General features: G+C 61.8%; 25 protein-coding genes and 1 pseudogene. 14 read left to right on the top strand and 12 right to left on the bottom strand.

The window, feature by feature from the left end; all coding sequences use genetic code 11:
- Positions 1-329: 329 nt before the first annotated feature.
- On the top strand, positions 330-950 hold the full coding sequence (locus tag DBW_RS10185; RefSeq protein WP_066727431.1) for an OmpW/AlkL family protein: 621 nt from the start codon (positions 330-332) through the stop codon (positions 948-950).
- Between the two features lie 113 nt (positions 951-1,063).
- Here the strand turns inward: DBW_RS10185 and DBW_RS10180 are convergent, their stop codons facing one another.
- The 6 genes from DBW_RS10180 to DBW_RS10155 form a co-directional block, all read right to left on the bottom strand.
- Entirely contained in the window at positions 1,064-1,492 is a 429-nt protein-coding gene (locus DBW_RS10180) for a cupin domain-containing protein (protein WP_066727430.1), read from the bottom strand.
- Positions 1,493-1,537: 45 nt separating this feature from the next.
- Entirely contained in the window at positions 1,538-1,975 is a 438-nt protein-coding gene (locus DBW_RS10175; protein ID WP_066727429.1) for a nucleoside deaminase, read from the bottom strand.
- A gap of 26 nt (positions 1,976-2,001) precedes the next feature.
- On the bottom strand, positions 2,002-2,544 hold the full coding sequence (locus tag DBW_RS10170) for a cysteine hydrolase family protein (RefSeq protein WP_066727428.1): 543 nt from the start codon (positions 2,542-2,544) through the stop codon (positions 2,002-2,004).
- Positions 2,545-2,765: 221 nt separating this feature from the next.
- Positions 2,766-3,221 carry a pyridoxamine 5'-phosphate oxidase family protein gene (locus tag DBW_RS10165; protein ID WP_231875317.1) on the bottom strand — a complete coding sequence of 152 codons (456 nt, stop codon included), beginning with the start codon at positions 3,219-3,221 and terminating at the stop codon, positions 2,766-2,768.
- Between the two features lie 18 nt (positions 3,222-3,239).
- Positions 3,240-3,461 carry a 4Fe-4S dicluster domain-containing protein gene (locus tag DBW_RS10160; protein WP_066727426.1) on the bottom strand — a complete coding sequence of 74 codons (222 nt, stop codon included), beginning with the start codon at positions 3,459-3,461 and terminating at the stop codon, positions 3,240-3,242.
- Between the two features lie 78 nt (positions 3,462-3,539).
- Positions 3,540-4,127: a dual specificity protein phosphatase family protein gene (locus DBW_RS10155; RefSeq protein WP_066727425.1), complete on the bottom strand. Its 588-nt coding sequence runs from the start codon at positions 4,125-4,127 to the stop codon at positions 3,540-3,542.
- Positions 4,128-4,298: 171 nt separating this feature from the next.
- Here DBW_RS10155 and DBW_RS10150 point away from each other — a divergent pair, with 171 nt between their 5' ends.
- Complete coding sequence (locus DBW_RS10150) at positions 4,299-5,321, top strand: fatty acid desaturase (protein WP_066727423.1); 1,023 nt, start codon at positions 4,299-4,301, stop codon at positions 5,319-5,321.
- 99 nt (positions 5,322-5,420) lie between these two features.
- Here DBW_RS10150 and DBW_RS10145 read toward each other — a convergent pair whose 3' ends face one another.
- The 4 genes and pseudogenes from DBW_RS10145 to DBW_RS10130 form a co-directional block, all read right to left on the bottom strand.
- Positions 5,421-6,626: a hypothetical protein gene (locus DBW_RS10145; protein WP_066727421.1), complete on the bottom strand. Its 1,206-nt coding sequence runs from the start codon at positions 6,624-6,626 to the stop codon at positions 5,421-5,423.
- Positions 6,623-7,567 carry a DUF2157 domain-containing protein gene (locus tag DBW_RS10140; protein ID WP_066727420.1) on the bottom strand — a complete coding sequence of 315 codons (945 nt, stop codon included), beginning with the start codon at positions 7,565-7,567 and terminating at the stop codon, positions 6,623-6,625. Before DBW_RS10140 ends, DBW_RS10145 begins: the two co-directional genes overlap by 4 nt.
- 70 nt (positions 7,568-7,637) lie before the next feature.
- Positions 7,638-8,023: pseudogene (locus DBW_RS10135) on the bottom strand (DUF2238 domain-containing protein); the annotation flags it as partial.
- A gap of 108 nt (positions 8,024-8,131) precedes the next feature.
- Positions 8,132-9,346, bottom strand: a complete 1,215-nt coding sequence (locus DBW_RS10130; RefSeq protein WP_066725512.1) for an IS256 family transposase — start codon at positions 9,344-9,346, stop codon at positions 8,132-8,134.
- Positions 9,347-9,528: 182 nt separating this feature from the next.
- Between DBW_RS10130 and DBW_RS19070 the strand changes: the two genes are divergently transcribed.
- Positions 9,529-9,819, top strand: a complete 291-nt coding sequence (locus DBW_RS19070; RefSeq protein WP_082820289.1) for a DUF4372 domain-containing protein — start codon at positions 9,529-9,531, stop codon at positions 9,817-9,819.
- On the opposite strand, the gene DBW_RS10125 is transcribed toward DBW_RS19070, so the two are convergent.
- A complete protein-coding gene (locus DBW_RS10125; RefSeq protein WP_066727414.1) occupies positions 9,711-10,274 on the bottom strand; it encodes a four helix bundle suffix domain-containing protein in 564 nt (187 codons plus the stop codon). The two genes, DBW_RS19070 and DBW_RS10125, sit on opposite strands and share 109 nt — an antisense overlap.
- A gap of 127 nt (positions 10,275-10,401) precedes the next feature.
- On the opposite strand from DBW_RS10125, the gene DBW_RS10120 reads away from it, so the two are divergent.
- On the top strand, positions 10,402-11,616 hold the full coding sequence (locus tag DBW_RS10120) for an IS256 family transposase (RefSeq protein ID WP_066722594.1): 1,215 nt from the start codon (positions 10,402-10,404) through the stop codon (positions 11,614-11,616).
- Positions 11,617-11,783: 167 nt separating this feature from the next.
- Here DBW_RS10120 and DBW_RS10115 read toward each other — a convergent pair whose 3' ends face one another.
- Positions 11,784-14,003 carry a vitamin B12-dependent ribonucleotide reductase gene (locus DBW_RS10115; protein ID WP_066727412.1) on the bottom strand — a complete coding sequence of 740 codons (2,220 nt, stop codon included), beginning with the start codon at positions 14,001-14,003 and terminating at the stop codon, positions 11,784-11,786.
- Positions 14,004-14,326: 323 nt separating this feature from the next.
- On the opposite strand from DBW_RS10115, the gene DBW_RS10110 reads away from it, so the two are divergent.
- The 10 genes from DBW_RS10110 (at position 14,327) to DBW_RS10065 (ending at position 24,437) form a co-directional block, all read left to right on the top strand.
- Positions 14,327-15,379, top strand: coding sequence for a sensor domain-containing diguanylate cyclase (locus tag DBW_RS10110; protein WP_066727411.1), 1,053 nt, complete (start codon positions 14,327-14,329; stop codon positions 15,377-15,379).
- Between the two features lie 9 nt (positions 15,380-15,388).
- Positions 15,389-16,753: a sigma-54-dependent transcriptional regulator gene (locus DBW_RS10105; protein WP_066727410.1), complete on the top strand. Its 1,365-nt coding sequence runs from the start codon at positions 15,389-15,391 to the stop codon at positions 16,751-16,753.
- A gap of 163 nt (positions 16,754-16,916) precedes the next feature.
- Positions 16,917-17,945, top strand: a complete 1,029-nt coding sequence (locus tag DBW_RS10100; RefSeq protein ID WP_066727408.1) for an ethylbenzene dehydrogenase-related protein — start codon at positions 16,917-16,919, stop codon at positions 17,943-17,945.
- A gap of 19 nt (positions 17,946-17,964) precedes the next feature.
- Positions 17,965-18,723 carry a carboxypeptidase regulatory-like domain-containing protein gene (locus DBW_RS10095; RefSeq protein WP_197463630.1) on the top strand — a complete coding sequence of 253 codons (759 nt, stop codon included), beginning with the start codon at positions 17,965-17,967 and terminating at the stop codon, positions 18,721-18,723.
- Positions 18,723-19,622: a HEAT repeat domain-containing protein gene (locus DBW_RS10090; protein WP_066727404.1), complete on the top strand. Its 900-nt coding sequence runs from the start codon at positions 18,723-18,725 to the stop codon at positions 19,620-19,622. The genes DBW_RS10095 and DBW_RS10090 overlap by 1 nt, the downstream gene beginning before the upstream one ends.
- Positions 19,623-19,686: 64 nt before the next feature.
- Complete coding sequence (locus DBW_RS10085; RefSeq protein WP_066727402.1) at positions 19,687-21,198, top strand: 4Fe-4S binding protein; 1,512 nt, start codon at positions 19,687-19,689, stop codon at positions 21,196-21,198.
- A complete protein-coding gene (locus DBW_RS10080; RefSeq protein WP_066727401.1) occupies positions 21,195-21,662 on the top strand; it encodes a hypothetical protein in 468 nt (155 codons plus the stop codon). Before DBW_RS10085 ends, DBW_RS10080 begins: the two co-directional genes overlap by 4 nt.
- Positions 21,653-22,438: a NosD domain-containing protein gene (locus DBW_RS10075; protein ID WP_066727400.1), complete on the top strand. Its 786-nt coding sequence runs from the start codon at positions 21,653-21,655 to the stop codon at positions 22,436-22,438. Before DBW_RS10080 ends, DBW_RS10075 begins: the two co-directional genes overlap by 10 nt.
- Positions 22,435-23,523, top strand: a complete 1,089-nt coding sequence (locus tag DBW_RS10070; protein ID WP_066727399.1) for a right-handed parallel beta-helix repeat-containing protein — start codon at positions 22,435-22,437, stop codon at positions 23,521-23,523. Before DBW_RS10075 ends, DBW_RS10070 begins: the two co-directional genes overlap by 4 nt.
- The gene (locus tag DBW_RS10065; RefSeq protein WP_066727397.1) at positions 23,520-24,437 is read left to right on the top strand and encodes a phosphate/phosphite/phosphonate ABC transporter substrate-binding protein; all 918 of its coding nucleotides are present in this window, start codon (positions 23,520-23,522) and stop codon (positions 24,435-24,437) included. The genes DBW_RS10070 and DBW_RS10065 overlap by 4 nt, the downstream gene beginning before the upstream one ends.
- The last annotated feature ends 4 nt before the right edge of the window (positions 24,438-24,441 follow it).

Genomic DNA, 24,441 nt, shown 5'->3' with positions numbered 1-24,441 from the left:
GAACTGGCTCACCTCGGTGACAACGGCAGGTGTCTGGAGCCAGGCTGAAAATTCACCTCAGGTAAAAAATCCGCTTGACAACAAGGTTGGAATATTTTAAATAAAGACGAATTAAAATATAACCAGGAAGGTCAGCAAATGTCGCTGACCTTCCTGGTTGGTCGTTTACGTAGCCCTGTGACAACAAAGATGACCGTTGCGGTTATATTTTGGATCGCCGGGCGGTCCATTCACGCCGAGGGAAAGGGGAAGAAAATGCAAGGTCAGGAGCGGAGGGTATTGCCGCAAACAGCTGCGCCATCATGCACAAACAACCTAAGGAGAGCACTATGAAATTCGAGAGGATTTGGAAGGTCGTTGTCTGCCTGTTAACAGCTTCTATCATGGTCGGTGGTCTTGTTGCTACCGCCGCCGCCGAAGACTTCAAACCCTACGGTATCCGTCTCCGGGGACTGGCCGTCATCCCGAACGAAGATGCCGACAGCCAACTTGCCAGCCTTGACCTGGAAGTTTCCAACGACCTGACTCCTGAGCTTGACCTCGAGTATTTTTTCCTGCCCAGCCTGTCCACCGAACTGATTCTGGGTGTAAGCCGCCACGAAATCACCTCCAAGGGTGATTCCCTGGGGTCGACCTGGCTCCTGCCTCCGACTTTGACCGTCAAATACCATTTCGTGCCGAACAATATGATCAGTCCCTATCTGGGGCTGGGAGTCAATTGCGTGATTCCCTTCAAAGAAAAAGCCAACGGAATCAATGATTTCAATATCAGCAACAGCCTCGGCTGGGCCGCCCAGGTTGGTGCCGACGTGGCGCTTGGAAACAGCTGGTTTGCCAATGTCGATGTGAAATATCTCAGTGTGGAGACGGAGATGAAAATCGCCGGCGTCAAGTATGATCTCGACCTTAACCCGGTCGTGGCAGGCTTGGGAGTTGGTTACCGTTTCTAAACCAAAGATGCGATACCCTCCGCCTCTTTGCCCATTGCGGCACCTCCCGGTTCGAAGCCGGGGGTGCCGCAATCTCTTTTCCGGGCAAGTCTTTTGCCAGGGAAGGGGGCGCTTCAGGGATTCGTTGTTTCCTTGATGGTGATCGGCGTGCCGACGACACCGGCATAGAAGACGAGGATTTCCGCCGGTTCGGTCCCCTCGTTGCGGCCGTAATGCCAGGTCTCGACTACCTCGACGATCGGGTCCCCGGCCTTCAGGTGCAGGGTCTGGCCGTTGTCGGCGACCACCGTCAGTTCCCCCTTGAGCAGGACTCCGGCGTTGATCACCGGATGTTCATGGCGGGGGAGTTTGGCCCCTGGCGGAATGGTGATGCGCAGGATCGTGACCTCAGGCTGGCCAGACGGGTAGGTAGAGAGGGGCTCGCCGTTCCAGCTTCGGGTCGATTTTGCCAGTTGCTGCGCCTTTATGCCGGGTGCCTCGAGGGGAACGGCGGGAGTGGCCCAGAACAGGGCGAGGAGCAGGATGCAAACCAGGTTTTTCATCTATCCTCCGCTGGGAAAAATATCTGCAATACCAAAAAAATCCCTTTATTCCCCAATATCTTCATTCCAGAGCTCAGGATTGGCTTTAATGAAATCTTCCATCAGACTCTGGCATTCAAGGTTCCCCGTCAGAACCAGATCCACCCCGCGCGCGCGCAGGTAATCCTCCGGCCCCTGGAAGGTCCGGTTCTCGCCGATGACTACCCTGGGGATACCGTAGAGGAGGACGGCGCCGCTGCACATGTCGCAGGGGGAAAGGGTCGAATAGAGGGTGCAGCGCCGGTAGTCGGCGGCTTTCAGGCGACCGGCGTTTTCCAGGCAATCCATTTCGGCGTGCAGGACTGTGCTGCCGCGTTGCACCCGCCGGTTGTGACCGCGCCCGATAATCTTGTTGTCGAGAACCAGGACCGAGCCGATCGGGATACCCCCTTCGGCGAGTCCTTGGCGTGCTTCTTCGATAGCGGCCTGCAGGAAGGGGTCCATGGCTTGCTCCTTGACCGGGGAGGGGTTCAGGGGAGGATCTCCGCTACTGGCAAAACCTTGGCGAAGACAGCGTTCAGAGCGGCAAGATAGGCCGCCTGCACCTGCTCCGCCGGGACCGTCACCCCGCCGTAGTCGAGAGCCCTGGTGGCGCAGGCGTCGGCGGCCAGGGTACAGGAAAAGCCGAGATCAAAGGCGGCCCGCACCGTGGTATCGACGCACATGTGGGTCATCATGCCCGCCACCAGCAGGGTTTCGATGCGCTGCTCCCGCAGCGCGGCGAGGAGCCCGGTGTCGCGAAAACTGTTGGGATAATGCTTTTGGAAGATCGGTTCGTCCCCCTGCGGCGCCACCTCGTGGTGGATCTGGGCGCCGGGAGTGCCGGGAAGAAAAAAGGTCGCTTCAGGACGGGCGGCAAGATGCTGGACATGGAAGATGGGGCGCCCCCGCTGGCGGAAGGTTCGCAGCAGGTGCCCGGCCTGCGCCGTCGCTGTGGCGCTGCCGACCAGTTCCATGGTACCTCCTTCAAAGTAGTCATTCTGAATATCGATGATCAAGAGGGCCTGGGACATTGAGGTTCTCCATTGCGGGGGCGCCTGCCGGAATATGCTTAGGGGCCGATCCGGGGGAATAAAGAGGCGGCCAAAGCCGGCTCAAATCGTCTGGTCGTTCTCCAACAGTCTGAAAACTTTAAACTTTGAGAACGGGTTTGTCCAACCCCCGGGGCAAATAAATTACCGCCCATAAAGTCCCTGGCAGCCGAAGGGCGATGCCAGGAGCCCGGCGGAACGATTCAGGCGCGGCGCGCCTTGCCGGATAGCGCTGTGATCTCCAGCTTGATCACCTTGGCAAGGTGCCCCGTGCTGGCGATATAGGCCTCGCCCGCAGTGATCTGCTGCGGCGAATACTTTTCCAGCAACCAGACCAGGGCCTTCTCCCGCTCGGCGCCGGCCACCTCGGCAGCAACGCCGAAGGCGATGACGCTCTCGTATTCGGTGCTGAACAGCTCCGGCAGTACTCTGGTCTTGCCGACCACGCAGAAGGAGACCTTCGGGTTGAAATGCAGGTTGTCGAGCTTGTGCCCCTCCGGTGCGCAGTGGATGTAGATGGCCGGATGGCGGTAGGCGTAGCTGACCGGGATACCATAGGGCTGGCCATCGATATCTGTGGTCGACAGCACCCCGTATTCCCCCCGGGCGAGGAGTTCCATTGCGGCATCCACCGCCAATTCCCGATCCTTTCTGCGCATCCTTCGCATCGTCAATCCTCACAAAATCAGGGCCTGGTAAGGGCAGGCCGGGAGACATTCGCCGCAGCCGCTGCAGCGTGCGGTGTCGATCCGGGCCCGTTTGCGGCCGAAACCGTTGGGATTCTCCGTCTCCAGGCTCAGGGCATGGGGACGGCAGGCGGCGACGCAGTGGCCGCAACCGGTGCAATGGGGGAGAACCCGGGGGGTGCGACTGGTCGGGCTGAAAGTGGCTGCTTTCATCCGGTTTATTCCTGTTCGGCGGGCGAGGTCCCGTTCGTGGTGAAGGATCTCCGCTCGATACGCCGGTCCGGGACGATTCTAACAGTTGTCGTCCGGCGGTGCCAGGACCGCTTGCCGGATCGCCGCGATATCGGCGTCACGAATGAACCTGGGGATATTCCCGTACCAGAAGGCGTGGAACCCGTAGCCACCCTCAGTCAGTTCCCGGATGGCGGCTTCCTTGTCCCAGCCCTGGAAAACAATCCGGTACATGGCGCTGACCAGGCCGGTGCGGTCGGAGCCGTGCCAGCAATGGACCAGGATCGGTCCTTCACTCTGGTGAATAATGCGCAGCGCCTCGACGACCTGTTCGGTGGTGATCGAGCCGGCGGCCATCGGCACCCGATAGAAGGTGAGACCGGTGATGTCGGCGGCGGCGTCGCGATGGAATTCGCGAAGATTGAGGATATGGGTGATTCCCAGGGACTTGAGTTCGGCAAACCCCGCTTCGTCCGGCTGGGCGGAGCGGTATACCCGGTCATCGAGCCGGTGGAAATTTTTCAGGTGTTCGCTGATGGGAGGGCTGGCGGGAGCCGCAAGAGCTGGCGCAACGCCCAGCAGTAGGGCGGCAAGAAAAAACGCACCAAGTAATCTCCAATAGCGATGGCAAGATTGGATTGGGGACATGATCCCTCCGCTGGCCGCGAAGAGCTGCCAGTCGTTTATCTCTACGCAAAGCCTAGCAGAAATGCTTTTGACGAGGGAAGGGTGGTTGGGTAAATTTATCTGCGAATTGTGTGCTGCGTTGGCGCAGGATTTCGTTGTCATCCTACCCACTCAATAGCGAAGGAGCTTGCCATGTCCTTCAATCCCGTCCTGGTCGTCACCCGGGTTGAGAAACCGGAATGGTACCGGTCGACGGCCCGCTTCGCAGAGCGTGATACCGGTATTGCCCGGCGGCAACTTTTTACCACCCTCCTGCCGTATCTCCTGCTGCTGGCCCTGATGGTGTGGACTATCAAAAAGGGGGTCCCCTATGCGCTTACTCTCGCCCTCGGGGTGATCGCCGGCGGCCTTCTGGTCCGAATCTTCATCCTCTTTCATGACTGTACCCACGGTTCCCTGCTTAAATCGCCGCGCTGGAACCGGAATCTGGGCTACCTCTGCGGCATCCTGGCCTTTACCGCCTTTCACGACTGGCGGCGCAGTCACGCCGGGCATCATATCACGGCCGGCGACCTCGACCGGCGCGGGCTGGGAGATATCACCACCATGACCGTGGCGGAATACTGCGCCGCGCCGCCACGGCAGCGTCTTGCCTACCGGCTCTACCGGCATCCCTTCGTTCTGCTCGGTATCGGCCCCCTCTACTACTTTCTGCTGCGCAACCGCTACCCCTCACCGGGCGCGAAGCGAATCGATTTTTTCAGCGTGATCGCCACCAACCTCGCCCTCGCCGCCATTATCGTCGTCGCCAGCCTGACCATCGGATTCAAAACCTACCTGCTGGTGCAGCTGCCGGTCCTGATGGTCGCCGCGACCGGAGGGGTCTGGCTCTTCTACATCCAGCACCAGTTCCAGGGGGTCTACTGGGCGCGTCATGACGCCTGGGACCCCTGGCAGGTCGTGATGCGGGGCGCCTCCTATTACCCGTTGCCGAAACTCCTGCAGTGGTGTACCGGCAATATCGGTTTCCACCATGTCCACCACATGCGCCCCGGCATTCCGAACTATCACCTGCAGGAATGTTACGAGGCTGTCCCCGAACTGCAAACCGTACCGCCCCTCTCCTGGCGCCAGAGTCTCGGTTCGCTGTGCCTCAACCTCTACGATGAAGAAGCGGGAAAGATGGTCAGCTTCCGGTCGTTGCACAACCGCTGAGAATGGCCTGCGGTCGCAGGTCGAGCGACGGACGAAAACCGCCAATCCGGGGATCGGGTTTCCCTTTTCCTGCCGTCAGCGACGTTTTTTGCCGGATGCCTAATACCCCCCGGACGACCCGCCGCCGCCAAAACTGCCGCCTCCCGGGGTGAATCCCGCGGGCGCTGCCTCCCGCGGGGTCGGCGCGACCGGCTGGAGCGCAGCCAACGCCTCGGCGTCGAGCCCGTAGAGACGGGGCTCCAGCAATGGTTCGGCGGTAAAGGCGCCGCGGCGCCGGTCTTTGCCGTTGTGCAGCCAGCGCAGCAGAAAAAAAGCGAGCCCCGCCAGCAGCAGCCCGGCGGCGGTCAGCTCCTCGGCGAGGTGCCCGAAGTGGATGTAATACTTAAGGGTGAGGATGGAGGCGATGGCGGTCAGCACCGCGTACCAGAGCAGCGCCCGGTCGCGGCGCAGCAGCCCCAGCAGCAGGGCCGCCAGCGGGAGGAGGGCAGTGAGGGCGGCGCAGAGCGGGTCGGTCCAGGGGACCGAACCGGTGCCGGGCGACTCGCCGAGCAGTTGCCGCCAGAGAAGGCGGTGGGCGTAGAGGTTGACGTCAAGGTAGATGCCGGTGAGGGCGCCAAGGCGCACAACCTCCAGGCACCAGCGGTAACCGCGGGGGAGGTCGTCCCGGCGCGCCCGTTGCCACTGCGCCCAGATCCCGGTGGTGGCGAGGAGAAGAAAAAGAATGGCCCGGGACCAGGCCTGGCCGTACCAGGGCAGGGCGTCGGCGAGATGGAAGGGGAGGGCGGCCAGGGTTGCCACGGCCGCCAGCGCTGCCAGCGCGTAGCCGTAACGGACCGCCAGTGCCGTCGCACCGGCCAGGACGACCACATGTGCCAGGAGCCAGCCGAATTGCTCGGTGGTACGTCCCAGTTCGTGGCCGAAGATGCCCACCGCCAGGGCGAGAAAGCCGACGGCACAGCCGAGCAGGACCTCTTCGGCGCCGCAGCGGTAGAGGCGGCGGCCGTGAATCAGGGTGCGATCGGCGATCATGGTGCAGGCCGGGGCAAAGAGGAGGAAGAAGATTGCCAGGCCAAGCTCCTCGACATCGAGGATGACGGCGAGGAGGGCTGCCAGGGCGGCCAGACCGAGGGCGGTGAAGAGGGCGAGCAAAATCCGGATGAAGAGATTCACCTGCACCAGCTCGGGGCGATAGCGTTCGCTCACCACCGTCGCCTGGGCGGGGGAGACGATGCCGGCCTGCTCCCAGCGCCGCGCTTCTTCCACCACCTGCACCCGCTTTTCACCGTTGCGGTAGAGTTCGATCATTCGGCGCTCCGGAAGCGACGGTGAAAGACGACCAGGGCCGAAACGAGGGCGGCGGCCGTGACCAGGAAGTAGGCGAGGATGCCGATCAGGTCCCAGTGGGTGCGGGAAAGGATAAAGATCGTGAGCCCCAGGTAGCCATAAAGAACGGCGTAGAGAAGAAAGGCGAAGTTGCGGCTGCGCTCGGCGTAGCAGGCGCTGCCGCCCCCGACCAGGAGCAGCCCGGCGAGGTAGTAGCTCCCCTGCGGCCGGGAACCGACCCCGGCGACGAGGGCGGCGCAGAGGAGGTTGACGCCGAGATGGAGGTGGATCGGCAGGAAGTGGCGCTTCCAGCCGAGCCGGTGCTGGGCCACGCCGGCGGTGATCACCAGGGTGCCGAAGAGCAGGCCGTTGCCGCGCAGGATATGCTCCCACATGGCGCCGCCGAGCAGGCTGGACTTGACCCCGAGCCAGGCGCCGAGGGTGGAAAGGGCGAGGGTGAGGACGAGGCGGTTGTCGAAGTAGTGGGCGCAGAGCAGGTAGAAGAGCCCGGAGCCAAGCAGCCACCAGCCCCAGCGCCCGGCCAGCAGCTGGTAGTGGATTTCCAGGTAGCCCTGCAGGGTGCCGAGGAGGAGGCAGCCGAGGAAAAGGAGGTAGTCGTAGGCGGCATTGGGGGGCGACAACTTCTCTGTCGAGAACCCGCCGCCGCGGCTGAAACAGTAGGCGAAGCAGCCGGCGCAGCCGAGGGCGATGGCGGCGAGCAGGGCGAGGTGGCCGATGGACGCGAAGTGCCTGGCGATCAAAAGGCCGAGGCCGGTGGTCAGCAGCAGGATGCCGGCGTAGAGGAGCAGGCGCAGCTCCCAATGGACGGAAAAGAGCTCGCGGCTGTAGATCCGGCGCAGCAGCCCTGCCTGCTCCCGGTTCAGGATGCCGGCGTTCTCCAGATCGTTCAGTGCCTCTTGCATTGGATGCCTCTCCCGGTGTTGCCGGATTGTACGCCAAACGCGGCCACGCGATAAAGTGATTTCCCGGAGGTCAGGAGTTACGACCCGTTTTCTCCTTCCAGAGCCGGGCGATCTCCTCTTCCCGGAGTGGTTGCGGATGCTTGATGCGCAGGCTGTCGGCCCACTCGCGGGCAAAATCCCGCTGGATGTAACGGTTCAACGCCAGGGTCAAAAGCATCGCGATCAGGGCGCCGAGACTTGCCATCGCCATGTCTTTTTGCGCGTCCCAGATGTCCCCCTGGGTTCCCAGGTAGGCCATACCGAAATCGCCGCCGAACACTTCCGCCACTGCCCACTCGACCAGCTTATAGATCATCGAGGTCGACATGATGAAGTCGAGGGGGAAAAATAGCCCCAGAAACCTTCGGCGTTGGCGATGCGGAAATAGATTTCCCGCACCGGGTAGGCGAGGAGCAGGGTCAGGAAGCGGCCGTGGGGGATGGCGGTGAATAAAGGCTAATTTCGAATGTACGTATGTAACTGGCGGTGTAAATCAGTTTGTGTAAATGGCTTGGGTTTTTGTCGTCAGTAAACCGGCAACCTGCCTTCGAACAAGATGGAGAACCGGTTGAGGGCGGCCTTCCAGTCCCGAATCGGCAGGGTCCATTTCTTGGCGATATTATTCAGCGCCAGGTAGAGCAGTTTGAACATGGCTGCATCGCTGGGGAATGAGCCCCGGTTCTTGGTGACCTTGCGCAGCGACATGTTCAGCGATTCGATCGCATTGGTGGTGTAGATCACCTTGCGAATCTCCGCCGGGTAGGCGAAAAAAGGGGTGATTCTCTCCCAGTTCCGCCGCCAGGACTGGCCGATGGAAGGGTGGGTTTTATCCCACTTCGCTTCGAACTCCGTCAGGTTCATTTCGGCCTGCTCGGCCGTCGCGGCCTGGTAAATGGTCTTCAGATCGGCCGCCACTTCCTTGCGCTGCTTCCAGGAGACGTATTTGAGAGAATGACGCACCATGTGAACGAGGCAGAGCTGGACCTGGGTGCGAGGAAAGACCGCTTCGATGGCCTCGGGGAAACCTTTGAGCCCGTCCACGCAGGCGATGAAGATGTCTTCGACACCCCGGTTTTTCAACTCGGTCACCACCTGTAACCAGAACTTGGCGCCCTCGTTCTCGGCCACCCACATACCCAGGACCTCCTTGATGCCGTCCAGGGTGACGCCCAGGGCCAGGTAGACCGCTTTATTGCTGACGTGGCCGTTGTCCCGCACCTTAACCCGGACCGCGTCCATATAGACGATGGGATAGAGGGCGTCGAGCGGTCGGTTCTGCCAGATCTTGACCTCGTCCGCGACGGCATCGGTCACGCTGGAAATGAGGGCGGGAGAGACCTCGACGCCATAAATCTCTTCCAGATGCCCTTGGATCTCCCGGGTCGTCATCCCCCGGGCGTAGAGGGAGATGATCTTGCCGTCGAAGCCGGCGAAGCGGGTCTGGCCCTTGGGAATGATGAGCGGCTCGAAGCTGCTGTCCCGGTCACGCGGAACCTCGATCGGCAGTTTGCCGAATTCGCCCTTGATGGTTTTGGCCGACTTGCCATTGCGGGCATTGCCGCCTTTCGTGGCCACGGGAGCATGCTTCTCGTGCCCCAGGTGTTGGGTCAATTCCGCTTCCAAAGCTCGTTCCAGAAGGGCCTTGGTGAGCTGTTTAAGCAAGCCGGTTTCGCCGATCAGGTCTTCGGGCTTCTTGTAGTCGGCAAGCAGGCGGTCCAGCAGATCTTTTTCGATGGCCATGGGGGCTCCTTAGAGGGTGGGGTCCCGGTGTACCCCTGAATGGCCATTTACACAATCTTTTTTACACCCTCATGTAACTTACTGAATATTTTTGATCTTTGACATAACTGTTCTTTTTTCGATTTGAAATCGCTTCGACCTGCCTTCGAGTGATACCTTCCTGGCACTTCAGGAGGGCATCCATGAACGCAGGCCAGACCGCTTTTAGACAGCTTCTTCAGTTTCTCCCGCGTCACGAGTTCAACCTCTGCTCCTCAAGATACCGCTCCCGCCACTCCGGGACCCAATTGCGAAAGGTTTTCCAATTTATTCCCAGGGGTTTGTCCATCGCTGGCCTCCCATCACCCCCAAGGTCTTCAGACCTTCATTTTGCTTTCCGCGCTTCCAACCGCGCCTTGGTCATCCGCTCGCGCAAGCCCCCCTCCTCAAGAAACGCCTGCTCCAACTGCCTGATTTGCCGGTCAAGCAGGTAATTGGCCTGGTGGATCAGGCAGATGAGGATGTTGGCCACCACCTCGGGCGGGCGGGTTTCAATATAGGTCCTATAGGTCGCATAGGACTCATGAGACTTTTGGGACCGACTGCCGAGATTGCGTACGAAGCGGGCTTCTCGGCTGTTCTTGTCCCACAGGGGCGCACCGCCAACGCGCAGGAAATCCCGGTAGTCCTCCAGCAGTTCTTCCAGGCTGGCCCGCGCCACGTTGGTCAGCTTGATCTCCATCTCCTTCGAGGTCCCCGAGGCGACGCTGGCCTCGACAATGTTCTGTTTGCCGGAGCGCGCCGCCTGCACCATCTGGTCACGGGTGCGGCTGCGCCGGTCGATGAAGCGCTCGCAGAAGAAGACCGTGGCGTCGTAGACAATCTCGGCCTTGCGATAGGACAACAGACTGCGATAGCCGCCGTGCGGCGGGATGAAACCCTCCGGCATGTTTCCCCCCTCGCTTGTGTTCCTAAGTCCTATAGGACCTATGGGACCCATAGGTCGAGGGTGTAAAAAAGATTGTGTAAATGGCCATTCAGGGGTACACCGGGACCCCACCCTCTAAGGAGCCCCCATGGCCATCGAAAAAGATCTGCTGGACCGTCTGCTTGCCGACTACAAGAAGCCCGAAGACCTGATCGGCGAAACCGGCTTGCTTAAACAGCTCACCAAGGCCCTTCTGGAACGAGCTTTGGAAGCGGAATTGACCCAACACCTGGGGCACGAGAAGCATGCTCCCGTGGCCACGAAAGGCGGCAATGCCCGCAATGGCAAGTCGGCCAAAACCATCAAGGGCGAATTCGGCAAACTGCCGATCGAGGTTCCGCGTGACCGGGACAGCAGCTTCGAGCCGCTCATCATTCCCAAGGGCCAGACCCGCTTCGCCGGCTTCGACGGCAAGATCATCTCCCTCTACGCCCGGGGGATGACGACCCGGGAGATCCAGGGGCATCTGGAAGAGATTTATGGCGTCGAGGTCTCTCCCGCCCTCATTTCCAGCGTGACCGATGCCGTCGCGGACGAGGTCAAGATCTGGCAGAACCGACCGCTCGACGCCCTCTATCCCATCGTCTATATGGACGCGGTCCGGGTCAAGGTGCGGGACAACGGCCACGTCAGCAATAAAGCGGTCTACCTGGCCCTGGGCGTCACCCTGGACGGCATCAAGGAGGTCCTGGGCATGTGGGTGGCCGAGAACGAGGGCGCCAAGTTCTGGCTACAGGTGGTGACCGAGTTGAAAAACCGGGGTGTCGAAGACATCTTCATCGCCTGCGTGGACGGGCTCAAAGGTTTCCCCGAGGCCATCGAAGCAGTCTTTCCTCGCACCCAGGTCCAGCTCTGCCTCGTTCACATGGTGCGCCATTCTCTCCGCTACGTCTCCTGGAAACAGCGCAAGGAAGTGGCGGCCGATCTGAAGTCCATTTACCAGGCCGCGACGGCCGAGCAGGCCGAAATGAACCTGACGGAGTTCGAAGCGAAGTGGGATAAAACCCACCCCTCCATCGGCCAGTCCTGGCGGCGCAACTGGGAGAGAATCACCCCGTTTTTCGCCTACCCGGCGGAGATTCGCAAGGTGATCTACACCACCAATGCGATCGAATCGCTAAACATGTCGCTGCGCAAGGTCACCAAGAACCGGGGCTCATTCCCCAACGACGCAGCCATGTTCAAACTGCTCTACCTGGCGCTAAACAATATCGCCAAGAAATGGACCCTGCCGATTCGGGACTGGAAGGCCGCCCTCAACCAGTTCTCTATCTTGTTCGAAGGCAGGTTGCCGGTTTACTGACGACAAAAACCCAAGCCATTTACACAAACTGATTTACACCGCCCATAGGTCCTATGAACTTCAAACGAAGCGGGGCAGGCCGGCTTGCGCCGATCTGCCCCACGGTCGTTTATCTCAATGTTGTTTCACTCATCGGTTCCCCCTCCCGACTTCATCGCTTTAAAAGCCTAGGCACATTCGCTGTACCCGCAGGCATGGCAGACGCAGCAACCCCCTTCGTGTTCCACCGGCCCACCGCACTCGGGGCAGGCGCCGCCGGTCTGGCTGTGCATGTCCGTTTCCTCGTCAATCATATGCATCTGGATCGCCTTGGCGACGGCGTCGGCGCAGGAGGTGACGCGGTTGTCGCCAAAACCGGCCGGCTTGTGGCAGGTGATGCCGATCATCTGCTTGACCGCCTGGCGGGCCTGGACGCCGGAGCGCCAGGCGAGGGAGACGAGGCGGCCGATCGCCTCGCACTGGCTGGCGGCGCAGCCGCCGGCCTTGCCCATGGTGGTGAAGAGCTCGAAGAGACCCTCGTTGTCCTCGTTGATGGTGACGTAGAGGGGGCCGCAGCCGGTCTCCATCTGGTAGGTGGCGCCTTTCAGCGCACGGGGCCGGTCACGTTTCCGGCTCCCCTTGCGCGACTCCATCGGCACCACGTTTTCCGGGTGCTCCTCCTTCTTGGCGACGGAGAGGACCTGCATGTCGCGGCTGCCATCGCGGTAGATGGTGACCCCCTTGCAGCCCATCTTGTAGGCGAGGCGGTAGACAGTGGCGACATCCTCGCGGCTGGCGTCGTGGGTGAAGTTGACGGTCTTGGAGACGGCGTTGTCGGTGTATTTCTGAAACGCCGCCTGCATCTTGATGTGGTCTTCCGGGGTGATGTCGTGACTGGTGACGAAAACCCGGCGCACGTCGGCGGGAACCCCCTTGACATCCTGCACCGTGCCGTGCTCGGCGATCTCCTCCATCAGTTCCTTGCTGTAGAAACCGCGCTCCTTGGCGATCTGCTCGAAGAGGGGATGGACCTCGATCAGTTTGTCCTTGTCGAGGACCTGGCGCACATAGGAGACGGCGAAGAGGGGCTCGACGCCGCTTGACGCGTTGGCCATGATCGAGATGGTGCCGGTCGGGGCGATGGTGGTGCAGGTGGCGTTGCGCACCGGCTTGGCGCCCTTCTTGTCAAAAATGCTTCCCTTGTAGTTGGGGAAGGGGCCGCGCTCTTTTGCGAGCTCCTGCGACGCCTTGCGTGACTCGTCGGTGATGAACTTCATCAGTTTCTCGCCCAGCGCCACCGCCTCGGGGGAGCTGTAGGGAATCCCGCAGAGGATCAGCAGGTCGGCCCAGCCCATGACGCCGAGGCCGATCTTGCGGTTGCTGCGCGTCATCTCGTCGATCTCGGGGATCGGGTACTTGTTGACCTCGATGACGTTGTCGAGGAAGCGGGTGCCGGCATGAACCACCTTCTTGAGATGGTCCCAATCGACGTCGCCGTTCTTGACCATCTTCGCCAGGTTGATCGAGCCGAGGTTGCAGCTCTCGTAGGGGAGGAGCGGCTGCTCGCCGCAGGGGTTGGTCGCTTCGATCTCGCCGACCAGGGGGGTCGGGTTGTCGCGGTTGAGGCGATCGAGGAAGATGATCCCCGGCTCCCCGTTGGTCCAGGCAAGATCGACGATATGTTCGAAGACCTTGCGCGCCGGCATCATCTTGATGACCTCGCCGTCGCGGGGGTTGATGATCTCGTATTCGCCATCGCTCTCCACCGCCTCCATGAACTTCTCGGTCATGCCGACGGAGATGTTGAAGTTGGTCAACACCGTCTGGTCGCGCTTGCACATGATGAAATCCATGATGTCGGGATGGTCGACCCGCATGATCCCCATGTTGGCGCCGCGGCGGGTGCCGCCCTGCTTGATCGTCTCGGTGGCGGCGTCGAAGACCTTCATGAAGGAGAGGGGGCCGGAGGAGACCCCCTTGGTGGAGAGGACGACGTCGTTGGCCGGGCGGATGCGGGAGAAGGAGAAACCGGTGCCGCCGCCGCTCTTGTGGATCAGCGCGGTATTCTTGATCGCCTCGAAGATCGACTCCATCGAGTCGCCGACCGGCAGCACGAAGCAGGCGGAGAGCTGGCCGAGCTCGCGCCCGGCATTCATCAGGGTCGGCGAGTTGGGCAGGAACTCAAGGCTGGTCATCATGCGGAAGAATTCATCGGCGAGGGCCTTGCTGTCGATGCCGGTCTTTAGTTTGTCCTCAGCGCTGGCGATCGTCTCGGCGACGCGCCGGAACATGTCGCTGGCCGTTTCGAGGACCTTTCCCTCGGCATCCCGTTTCAGGTAGCGCCGTTCGAGCACGGTGAGGGCATTCTTCGACAGGGCCAGGGTGGCAGAACTGGTCTTTTTGTTCATGATCCTTATCCTTTACGGCTGGGTAGCGGAACCCGGGGGCCCGAATTGGTACCAGGGAAGCGGGTAGTTACAGGGGAGGAAATTCAACATTGTGTGGATGGGAGTGATTTAAACCACAAGATGTCGTGGCTGTCAAGGAGTGACGCCTTTCTTTTTTGGGAAAATAATTCTCCTTTTCCGGCACAACTTTTGTATGATCAGAGGTAGCAAGGTAGTGGTTCCAATCCGCCTAAAATCGTGGACAATACCAACGCTGCATGCTAGTTTCCCACAGTTACCGTCCACCTTCGGATGGCGATTACGTCCAAAGCAGGGCCCTATCGATGACCAGCCGCACTCCCAAAGCCGCCCATCTCGAAGAAGAGCTCCGCGATCTGCGCTCGATCCTCAGCGTCGCCCAGGTGGTTGTCTCCTCTCTCGAACTCGACGAGGTGCTGGAGAATATCCTCGGCAGCGCCATGGCGATCATGGAGATGCCGGCCGGGTCGATCGCGCTCTACGACGAGGAACGCTCGGAGCTGGAACTCCATTGTCATGCCGGCCTGAGCGAGAAGTTCGTCGCCAAGGTGCGCTGGAAGGTCAAGGCCGGCGGTCTCACCCATCGGATTCTCGAGGAGGGGGAGCTTTTCATCGTCGAGGATACCGCCAACGCCGAATTCTTCAATAACCCGCTGGCGGTCGCCGAGGGCCTGCGTTCCCTGATCGCGGTCCCCCTGAAGGTTCAGAACAAGATTGTCGGGGTGCTCTATGTCGATGATTTTGTACCGCGCACCTTCCCCGAGAAACGCCTCAAGCCCCTCTCGATCCTCGCCTCCTTTGCCTCCATGAGTATCGACAACGCCCGCCTCCACGAAAAGACGCGGCAGCTCGCCTGTACCGACGGTCTCACCGGTCTCTACAACCACCGCCAGTTCAAGCAGGTCTTCCGCGAGGAGATGGCGCGCACCATTCGCTACGAGAAGCCGCTGGCACTGGTCATGTTCGACGTCGATGACTTCAAGAAGTTCAATGACACCTACGGTCATCCTAACGGTGACAAGGTTCTCGTCGATGTCGCCCATATCCTGCAGGAGGCCCTGCGCGAGTGCGATATTGTCTTCCGTTACGGCGGTGAAGAGTTTATCGCCATCCTCCCCGAGACCGGCCTCGCCGAAGCGCTGATTGCCGCCGAGCGGGCACGGCTGGCGATTCAGACCGAGACCCCGAAGAGCCTCGGCCCGATCTCCGGGCACGGGGTCACGGCGAGCGCCGGCGTCGCCTGCTATCCCCGCGATGGTCTCGATCTCGATTCCCTCCTCAAGGCAACCGACGACCTTCTTTACCTGGCCAAGAAACACGGCAAGAACAAGGTCTACCACCACCCGGACCCGGTCTGAAAGGTTCGCATGGCCTCCGAAAAAATTCTCCTGGTCGATGACGAAGAAGGGATGCGGCGGCTCCTCTCCCGGGTCCTCTCCCGCGAGGGGTACGAGCCGACCACTGCTGCCAGCGGCGAAGAAGCGCTACGCCTGGTCGGCGGCGAGCAGTTCGACCTTGTCATTACCGATATCAAGATGGCCGGGATGAGTGGCCTCGACCTGCTGCACGAGCTGAAAGCCTTCGACCCGGCCCTGCCGATCATTGTCATCACCGCCTACGGCACCGTCGAAAGCGCGGTCCAGGCGCTGCGCGCCGGCGCCTACGACTACATCACCAAGCCCTTCGAGAATGACGAGATCAAGCTGACCGTGGCCAAGGCTCTCGAACGGGAACGGCTGCTGGCGGAGAACCGCTATCTGCACCAGGAGTTGGAAGGGCGCTACGCCTTCTCCGGCATCGTCGGCAAGTCGCTGGCGATGCAGGAGGTCTTCGAGATCTCCTCCTCGGTGGCGCAGAGCAATGCCAACGTCCTCATCACCGGCGAAAGCGGTACCGGCAAGGAGCTGATCGCCCGCTCGATCCACTTCAGCTCGCCGCGCAAGGAGAAGCCCTTCATCGTCCTCAACTGCGCCGCCCTCTCCGAAGGGGTGCTGGAGAGCGAGCTCTTCGGCCACGAGCGCGGCGCCTTTACCGGCGCCACCGCCACCAAGAAGGGGCGCTTCGAACTCGCCCACGAGGGGACCCTCTTCATCGACGAGGTCGGCGAGATGTCGCTGACCGCGCAGGTCAAGCTGCTGCGGGTGTTGCAGGAGCACGAATTCGAACGGGTCGGCGGCACCCGCACCATTCGCAGCGATGTGCGGCTGGTGGCGGCGACCAACAAAAACCTCGAAACTGAGGTGAAGAAGGGGACGTTTCGCGAGGATCTCTTCTATCGACTGAACGTCGTCAATATCGAGCTGCCGCCGTTGCGCGAGCGACGCGAGGATATCGAGGGGCTGGCCCGCCACTTCCTCGCCAAGTACGTGCAGGAGACCGGCAAAAAAATCCAGGATCTGGCGCCGCGCACCCTGAGTTGCCTGCTCGCCTACGAGTGGCCGGGGAACGTGCGCGAGTTGCAGAACGCCATCGAGCGCGCGGTCGTCCTCGCCAAAGGCGAGGTGATCACGCCGCGCGATCTTCCCCAGGGGTTGCAGGGGGATGGGCAGATCTGCCTTGAGCTGCCCGAGCGGGGCGGCAGCCTGCCGGAGATTCTCGAAGACCTTGAGCGGCAACTGATCATGCAGACGCTGAAGCGGGAAGGGGGGTCGCAGACCCGCGCCGCCGATGCCCTCGGCATCAAACGCACGACCCTGCGCTACAAGCTGGAAAAATATCAACTCCTCTCCTGAGTTGTTGACAGGATTCTGCCACTCTTGACCCGGCCGGCGCCGAATGCCGGCCTTTTTGCTTGATGAAAGCCCCCTGTTGCGGGGGATGACGCTGGTATGCTCCTTGCTAAAACTCCCCGGGGGCACGGCCCGTTGCGGTCGAATTCATCCCCCGGAGATTTTAGTGATTCATCCGCGTTTACTGATCAAGCTGCTCCTGCTCAGCCTCTTCCTGCTCCCGGTCAGTTGCCGGGAGGTTCCTGCCGACCGACTCTATGCCCTGCACCTTGGGCACACGCCGGATGCCAGCGATTGGGAACGGGCGTTGCCGCGGGATATCACGGTGCGGGGCGGGCGACTCCACAAGGAGGCGCTTATCCCCGATATCGACCAGGACACGGTTCACGTCACAACCGCCTCCTGTCATCATGGTGCGTCTCTGCCCGATCCGGTCGAAGTCGATCTGCGCGCCTTTTACACGGACAGTGAGCTCTGGCTGCGACTCTCCTGGGCCGACGCCACTCACGATGAACGAATGATGAACTGGCGCTGGGATGGCCAGGAATGGCATAATACCGGCGGTTTCGAGGACGGCTTCGGCCTGCTCTGGGACAGCCGGGCGGCCTATCCCCGCTTCTCCTGCTCCTACGCCTGCCATATCGATGATTTCGGCGTCAGCGGCGACAACTTCCATGCCTTGAACAAGATGAAGTTGACCCGTGACGGCACGCAGCTCGATCTCTGGAACTGGAAGGCACAGCGCACCGGCAGCCATGGTTTCGCCGACGATCGCTACCTCGACAAGGACGGCATGCACGGCGATCTCCCCGGCGAGTTGTTCCGGCCCAATTCCCAGGCCGCACTCCACCCGGAAGATGGGCTGCAGCCCTTCGCCAAGGGAGACGCGCCGCTGGTGCTGGCCGACAACACCCCGGTCAGCAAAGCCTTCCTGCCCGCCGGGAGCCAGGCTCCGGGTTACCTGACCGAGCGTCCTACCGGGAGCCGCGCTGATATCCCGGCGATGTCCAGCTACCACGACGGGCGCTGGACCGTAATCCTGCACCGCAAGCTCGATACCGGCGATCCCCGCGATGTGATCTTTGTCCCCGGCGACGAAGCCGGCGTCGCCTTCGGGCTGTCGCTGATGGACAATACGCTGATGGAACATTACGCCTCGACTACCGAGGAACATCTGGTTCTGCTCCGTCCCTGACTTTATGGAGGTTCGTTTGATGCGTCGATCCGTTTGGCCGCTTTTGCTTCTTATCTTCCTGTTCACCGGACTTGTCGCCTGCCAGCAGGAGACGCCGGCGCCGTCAGCGGCGGGTGGGGGGAGCGGCCTCGGCCGGGTGCATGGCACCATCGTTACCCCCCTCGAGGGGAGCCTGCTCTACGTCTACAAGAAGGGGATGGACCTCTACGGCCCGGCCTTTGCCCTCTCCGAAGCGACCGGCGCTGACGGCAGCTTTGATCTGCAACTGCCGCCCGGCGATTACATCGTCGTCGCCCGGCGCCGGGTCAACGGCGAGAATGCCGGGCCGGTGCTGGCCGGGGACAATAAGAGCGACTTCATCAATATCACCGTGACCGAAGCCGGGCGCGAACTGACCATCGTCGCCCCCACCAAAGTTGGCGACAGCCGCCGCCTGACGACCGACACCGAAGTGACCAAGACCGGCCTCTCCGGCCTGGTGACCGACGCCGACGGCAAGCCGGTGGAGGGGGCGCGGGTTCACGTCTATGACCATGTGCAGATGTCGGAGCGTCCCAAGTTTGTTTCCGAGAAGACCGGCCCCGATGGTCGTTACCTGCTTTATCTTCCCGCGGGTGGAACCTACTACCTGGCGGCCCGGGACAAGTTTGGCGGCCCGCCCAAGCTCGGCGATCTTTACGGTCGTTACGACCAGGGGACGATTGAACCTTCGGCGATCGTCGTTCGCCAGGGTGAAGTCCTCAAAGACGTCAATATTACCGTGACCAAGGTCTGGTGATGCGCCTACTGTCGATCCTGTTGTTGCTGACCCTGCTGGTCGCCTGCACCGAGCGCCGCGGTCCCATCGACCTCGGCGCCCTCGAAGGGAAGGCGCGGGGCGGTGACGCTGCTGCGGTCTCCGAGCTGGTCGACCTTCTTGCTGTGGCCGAAAACAATGTCAACGGCAGGGCTTACCAGATTCTCGTCGATCTCGGCGACAAGGCGGTGCCGAAGCTGCTGACCAAGGTCGCCAGTTCCGACCGCGAACAGCGCGAGCATGTGATCGCGGCGCTCGGCAACCTCAAGGTCAAGGCGGCGCTGCCGGCGATAATCAAGGTCCTCGCCGACCCGGCCCTCGGTCGGCGCTATGTCGCCGCCTGGGCCCTCGGCGAGATCGGCGATCCGGCAGCGATCCCGGCGCTGGTGAGCGCACTGAATGACCAGGATGCGGAGGTGCGCAAGTACGCGACCCGTTCGCTGATCAAGTTCAATCGCCAGGCGGTGCCGGCGCTCCTCGCCGCGTTGCCCAAGGCCTCGGACGTGGCCGGGGCGGGGATGGTGCGGGCCCTCGGCGACATCGCCGATCCCGCCTCCCTCGACGCCCTGCTCGCCCGGGTCGATGGTCCCAACCGGCGCGAGGTCTTTACCGCCCTCGGCAAGCTGCGCGATCCCCGCGCGGAGGACGCCCTGATCGCCGGTCTTGGCGACAGCGACTGGCAGGTGCGGATGAATGCGGCGATGGCCCTCGGTCCGATCGGCGGTCCTGCCTCGATCAAGGCCTTGCAGCGGAGTATGGAAGACGAGGTCCACGTGGTGCGCGAGTGGTCGGCCCGCTCCCTCGAGATGATCGGCGGCAAGCACGTCAAGTACCGAAACGAGAAGGGGGAGTATGTCGCTCCCTACGCCATTTATCATTGATAATATGGCCTGTTGGCGGAGTAATGTTCACCCATTGCATTAACTCATAAGGGACGTTGGGGCTTTGCTGAAAAACCTTTTTGACATACCCGGTCTTGGCCGCCTGCTGCGTTCCACCTGGGGCTGGCGCCTGGTCCGCCTCGCCGCCCTGATCGTGACCGTGGCGATGGCGGCATACGGCTGGCACCAGCACGCCATCCCCGGGGTCGCGGTCAAAGACCCGCTGATGTATACCAACCTCGCCAACTATCTGTTCTGGGTTATCTGGATCATGGGGGTGGTCTTCGTTGCTCTCCTCTTCGGGCGCGGCTGGTGCACTGTCTGCCCGGTCGGCTGGCTCAACGGGCTCTTCGCCCGCATCGGCCTGAAGCGGCCGCTGCCGCGCTGGCTGCAGAACTTTATCCCGGTAACCCTGACTTTGGTGGCGTTGCAGCTTGCGGTCTACTTCCTGGCGATTCACCGCTACCCCGACTACACTGCAACCCTCATCGCCCTGGTCCTGTTGCTGGCCGCCCTCTGCGGGCTCATCTTCCGCAAACGCGCCTTCTGCACTCTGCTTTGCCCGGCCGGGGCAGTCTTTGGTCTCTACGCGCGGGTGGCACCCTTCCAGTTGCGGGTGAAAGATCCCGATATCTGTGCTGGTTGCGACAGCCAGTCCTGCATTTCCGGCGCACCGGTCTGGAAGCGGTTGGCGACGGGACCCGCCGTCCTCTACTGGCAGAGCTGCCGGCCCGACTGCCCTGTTGACTTGGTCCCGGCCCAACTCGAGGACAGCGCCGCCTGTACTCTTTGTCTGCACTGCGCCGAAAATTGCTGCCACGACAATATCCTCCTTGGCCGCCGCCCCTGGCTCGCCGATCTCGGCCCCGGCTATCTCAGCCCCTCGGAAAGTGTCTTTTTCCTGGTGCTGCTCGGCATGCTCACCGCCAACTTTGCCAAGGTTTACGTCGATCTGCGTGAGGCGATCTTCTGGTTGCCGCAACAGGGCGCGGTACTCCTCGGCTGGCAAGCCTCCGGCTACTATGTCCTGGCCGCCCTCTGGGTCGCCATTGGCCTGCCGCTGCTGCTGGTTCTTCCCGGCTATCTGCTGCTGCGGCTCGGCCGGGTCCGGTTTGAAGGCGAGGTCGAACAGCCCGCTACGCCGAGCGCCATGCCGCAACCGGCGGGAGGCGACTTCGGATTCTGGGGGAGTGTCGGTCGCCTCGCCTTGCCCTTCATCCCGCTGGTCCTCGCCGCCCACGTCGTCCTGGCGGCAGTCAAGATCAACGCCAAGGGGGCGTTTCTCCCCTTTGTCCTCGGTGACCCGAGCGGAGTTCGCAGCTATCTGGCGATGAACGTCATGCGCACCGTCAACACCCCGGGCGTAATGATTCCCCTCGATATCCTCAAGTGGCTGGTCCTCGGCCTGCTTGTGGCCGGCTATCTCCTTGCCCTGACCGCCGCGCGCCGCGCCGCGCCACGCCTCTTCAGCGATGCCGGCACCGCGCGCCGCTACCTCGTTGCCTCGGTTGTGGGCGTCACGCTGGTCGCTGGGCTCTATGGCGCCACCATCATCCGCTGGCTCTTCATCCGATGAAACAGTGGCCGCTGTTCCTTATCCTCCTGCTGCTTCTGCCCGGCGCCGCCGGTGCCTGCTTCGGTCCCAAGCTCCACGTCGGGATCGGTGCCGACCCGGCGAGCCAGGTACTGGCGGAAGTGGTCATCCTCTACGTCAAGGAGAAGACCGGCATCGAAACCGAGCGGGTCGCGCTCGGCGCCAGGGAAGGGGAGGCGGAACTTGCCGCCGACCAGATTGATCTCGCCATCTCCAGCGGCCTGAAAGGGGCCGACCGCCTCTTCGCGACTGGCGCCGGACCGAGTGTGGCGGTCGGTCCGCGACCCCGCCAGGACCTCCAGTTCACCACTGTCATGCCAGCGCTGGAAAAGCTGGCTGGACTCTTCGGTAGTGCAGATCTCGCCGGGTTGCAGGCTGCCGTTGCCGCCGGTGAGCCGGCCGCAGCCGCGGCGCGACGCTTCCTCCAGGAGCGTCGATGGATCTGAATCGGTTCCTGCTCCTGGTTCTTCTCGTTCTCAGCCCGTCCCTGGCGGCCGGCGCTACCGAGAATAGCGCTCCGGTCGAGGTCTCCGGCGTTCTCACCGGCACCCTGCACTGGCAGGGTGAGATCCATCTTGTCGGCGACGTGTTGATCCCTGCCGGCAGCCATCTCACCATCGCTTCTGGCACCACGGTTCGCGTCACTCCTGCCGAGGCAACCCGCATCGACCCCGAATTCCTTTCCTCCGGTACGGAATTGCTGGTGCGCGGCAGCCTCGAGGTCCTCGGAACCGCAACCGACCCGGTGCGCTTTTTGGCCGACGGCAAGGGGGATGCCGACGACAACTACGCCTGGGCCGGAATTCTTCTTGATCAAGCCTTCGGCAGTAGTGTGGAGGGGGCCATTATTGAGGGGGCGGAGACCGGCCTGCTGGTGATCGGCTGTTCGCCGCGCATCGAAGGCAACCGCATCAGCGGCAGCCGCTACGGCATTATCGTCCAGGCCGGCGGCGCGCCGAACATCCTCGACAACACGGTTGAAAACGGGGAGGGCGGCATCTTCTGCTGGGATGGCGCCCGGCCCTACCTGAAAGGGAACCGGATTCGGGGACAGGCCGAAGAAGGGATCTATGTCGATCGCTGGAGTCGCCCCTGGCTCGACCGCAACGAAGTTACCAGTAACGACCTCGGCCTGGTGCTCGGCCCCCGGGATCTGCCGGCCGACACCACCGCGATCACTGGCAACCGGGTCGATCGGATGTTTCTGGGGGGGCGGCCATGAGGTGCCTCGGCTGGTTGTTGTTACTGCTCTGGCCCGGATTCGCCTGGGGCGCGGAGCTTGTTTACCACGGCGAACAGACCCTGCTCAGCGATACGGTCTGGGACGGCACGGTGCTGGTAGACGGAATCCTGACGGTTCCGGTTGGGGTGACGCTGGAAATCCGCCCCGGCAGCGTCGTTCGCTTCACCCGAAACGACAGCAACGGCGATCAGATCGGTGAACATGAAATATTTGTTCAGGGGACCTTTCTCGCCCTCGGTAACGCGGCGGCACCGATCCTCTTTACCTCTGCCGAGGCGCAGCCGCAGGCTGGGGACTGGGGGGCGATCAATATGATGGCCTCGGAACAGGACAACCGGCTTGACCACTGCATCGTCGAATATGCCTACCGCGGTTTTCACGCCCATTTTGCCCGCGGCCATCTCAGCGATTCCGAGTTCCGCTACAACACCCGCGGCGCTCAGTTTCAGGAGTCGACGGTGACTATCGAGCGCTGCCGCTTCGTCGACAACCTCAACGGACTGCAGTTCCGGGATTCGACCGTCGAACTGCATGACACGCGGATCGCTGGTAACTACTGGGGGCTGCGCTGCGTCTACAGCCTGCTGACGATGAGTGGCTGCCGCATCGAAAGGAACCGGATAAACGGTGCCAATCTGCGCGATTCGACCCTCTTTGCCGAGCACAACTGCCTCACCGGCAATCGTAAAGGGCTCTATCTGCAGCGCTCCAAGGGAAGGATTCGGAGCAACCTGATCGCCGACAACAGCGAGCATGGCACCCTTCTTGAAGATTCTGCCTGTGATTTTATCGGCAACCGCCTCACCGGCAACGGCCGGGCCGGGCTGCGCATCGTCAACTCCGGGGTCACCCTGGCCAACAATGACTTTTCCGGCAACGGCGAGTACGCCCTGATCAACGACGGTACCACTGAGGTCTTTGCCGTCGGCAACTGGTGGGGGACGACCGACCCGGTACGCCTCGAAACCCTGGTCCGCGACGGTGCCGACCGGCCCGGACTCGGAAGGGTCACGCTATCGCCCGCTTTGCCCGCTGCACCTTCAATCCGCATGGAAGTGAAATGATGTCGAGCTCTTTTCTGAAAAAACTGGTCTGCGCCGGTCTCCTCCTCGGTCTTGTCCTGATCCCAGCCGCTTGCAAACCGCAGCGGGAACGACCGAAGATGAAGATCGGCTTTATGAATTGCAACAGCGCTCCCGAGACCTTGCAGCGGTTCCGGCCCCTGACCCGCTACCTTTCGGAGACTCTCGACATCGATTTCGAGGCGGTTCCGGTCGATACCCAGGATTTCGAGGAACGCTTTGCCGCAGGAGAATTCGCCTTCACCCACGGCAATTCGCTCCTCTACATCATTCTCAAGGAGAACCACAACCTGCAGCTGATCGCCACTGAGAAGCGCGGGCAGTTCGGTGCCCGCACCGCCGGGGCGATTATTGCCCGCAGCGACAGCGGTATGAAGACCTTGCAGGATATCAAGGGGAAGCGCATGGTCTTCGGGCCCCAGCTCGCCCCGACCGGCTATCTTGCCCAGTACAACCTGATGCTCGATGCCGGTCTCGACCCGGAGCGGGATCTGGCCTATTACGCCATTCCCTCCGGGTCCTACAAACATGAAAAGGTGATCTACGCCATCTATTTCGGTGCCTACGACGTCGCTGCCGCGCCGGCTCTCGATCTCGAAGTGATGATCGAAACCGGGAAAATTGATGCGGATGACATCACCATTCTTGGCCAGAGCCCGATTATTCCTTACTGCACCTTCGGCGCATCTGACCAGGTCGACCCGCAGCTGGTGGAGCGGTTTCGCAAGGCCCTGGTCGAACTGACCCCGGAGACGACCGTTGACATTGACGGTGAACAGGTCAAGGTGCTGAAGTCGGCGTGGATCGACGGTTTTGAACAATTGACGGACCAGGACTATGACCTGATCCGGAGCTGGGCGCAACGCGCCAACATGCCTCCGTATCAGAAATTCTAGGAAA

Origin of the sequence: Desulfuromonas sp. DDH964, from assembly GCF_001611275.1 — a bacterium.
GTDB lineage: Bacteria > Desulfobacterota > Desulfuromonadia > Desulfuromonadales > DDH964 > DDH964.
The sequence above is the reverse complement of the archived record's forward strand: the minus strand, read 5'-3'. Positions and strand labels throughout refer to the sequence as shown.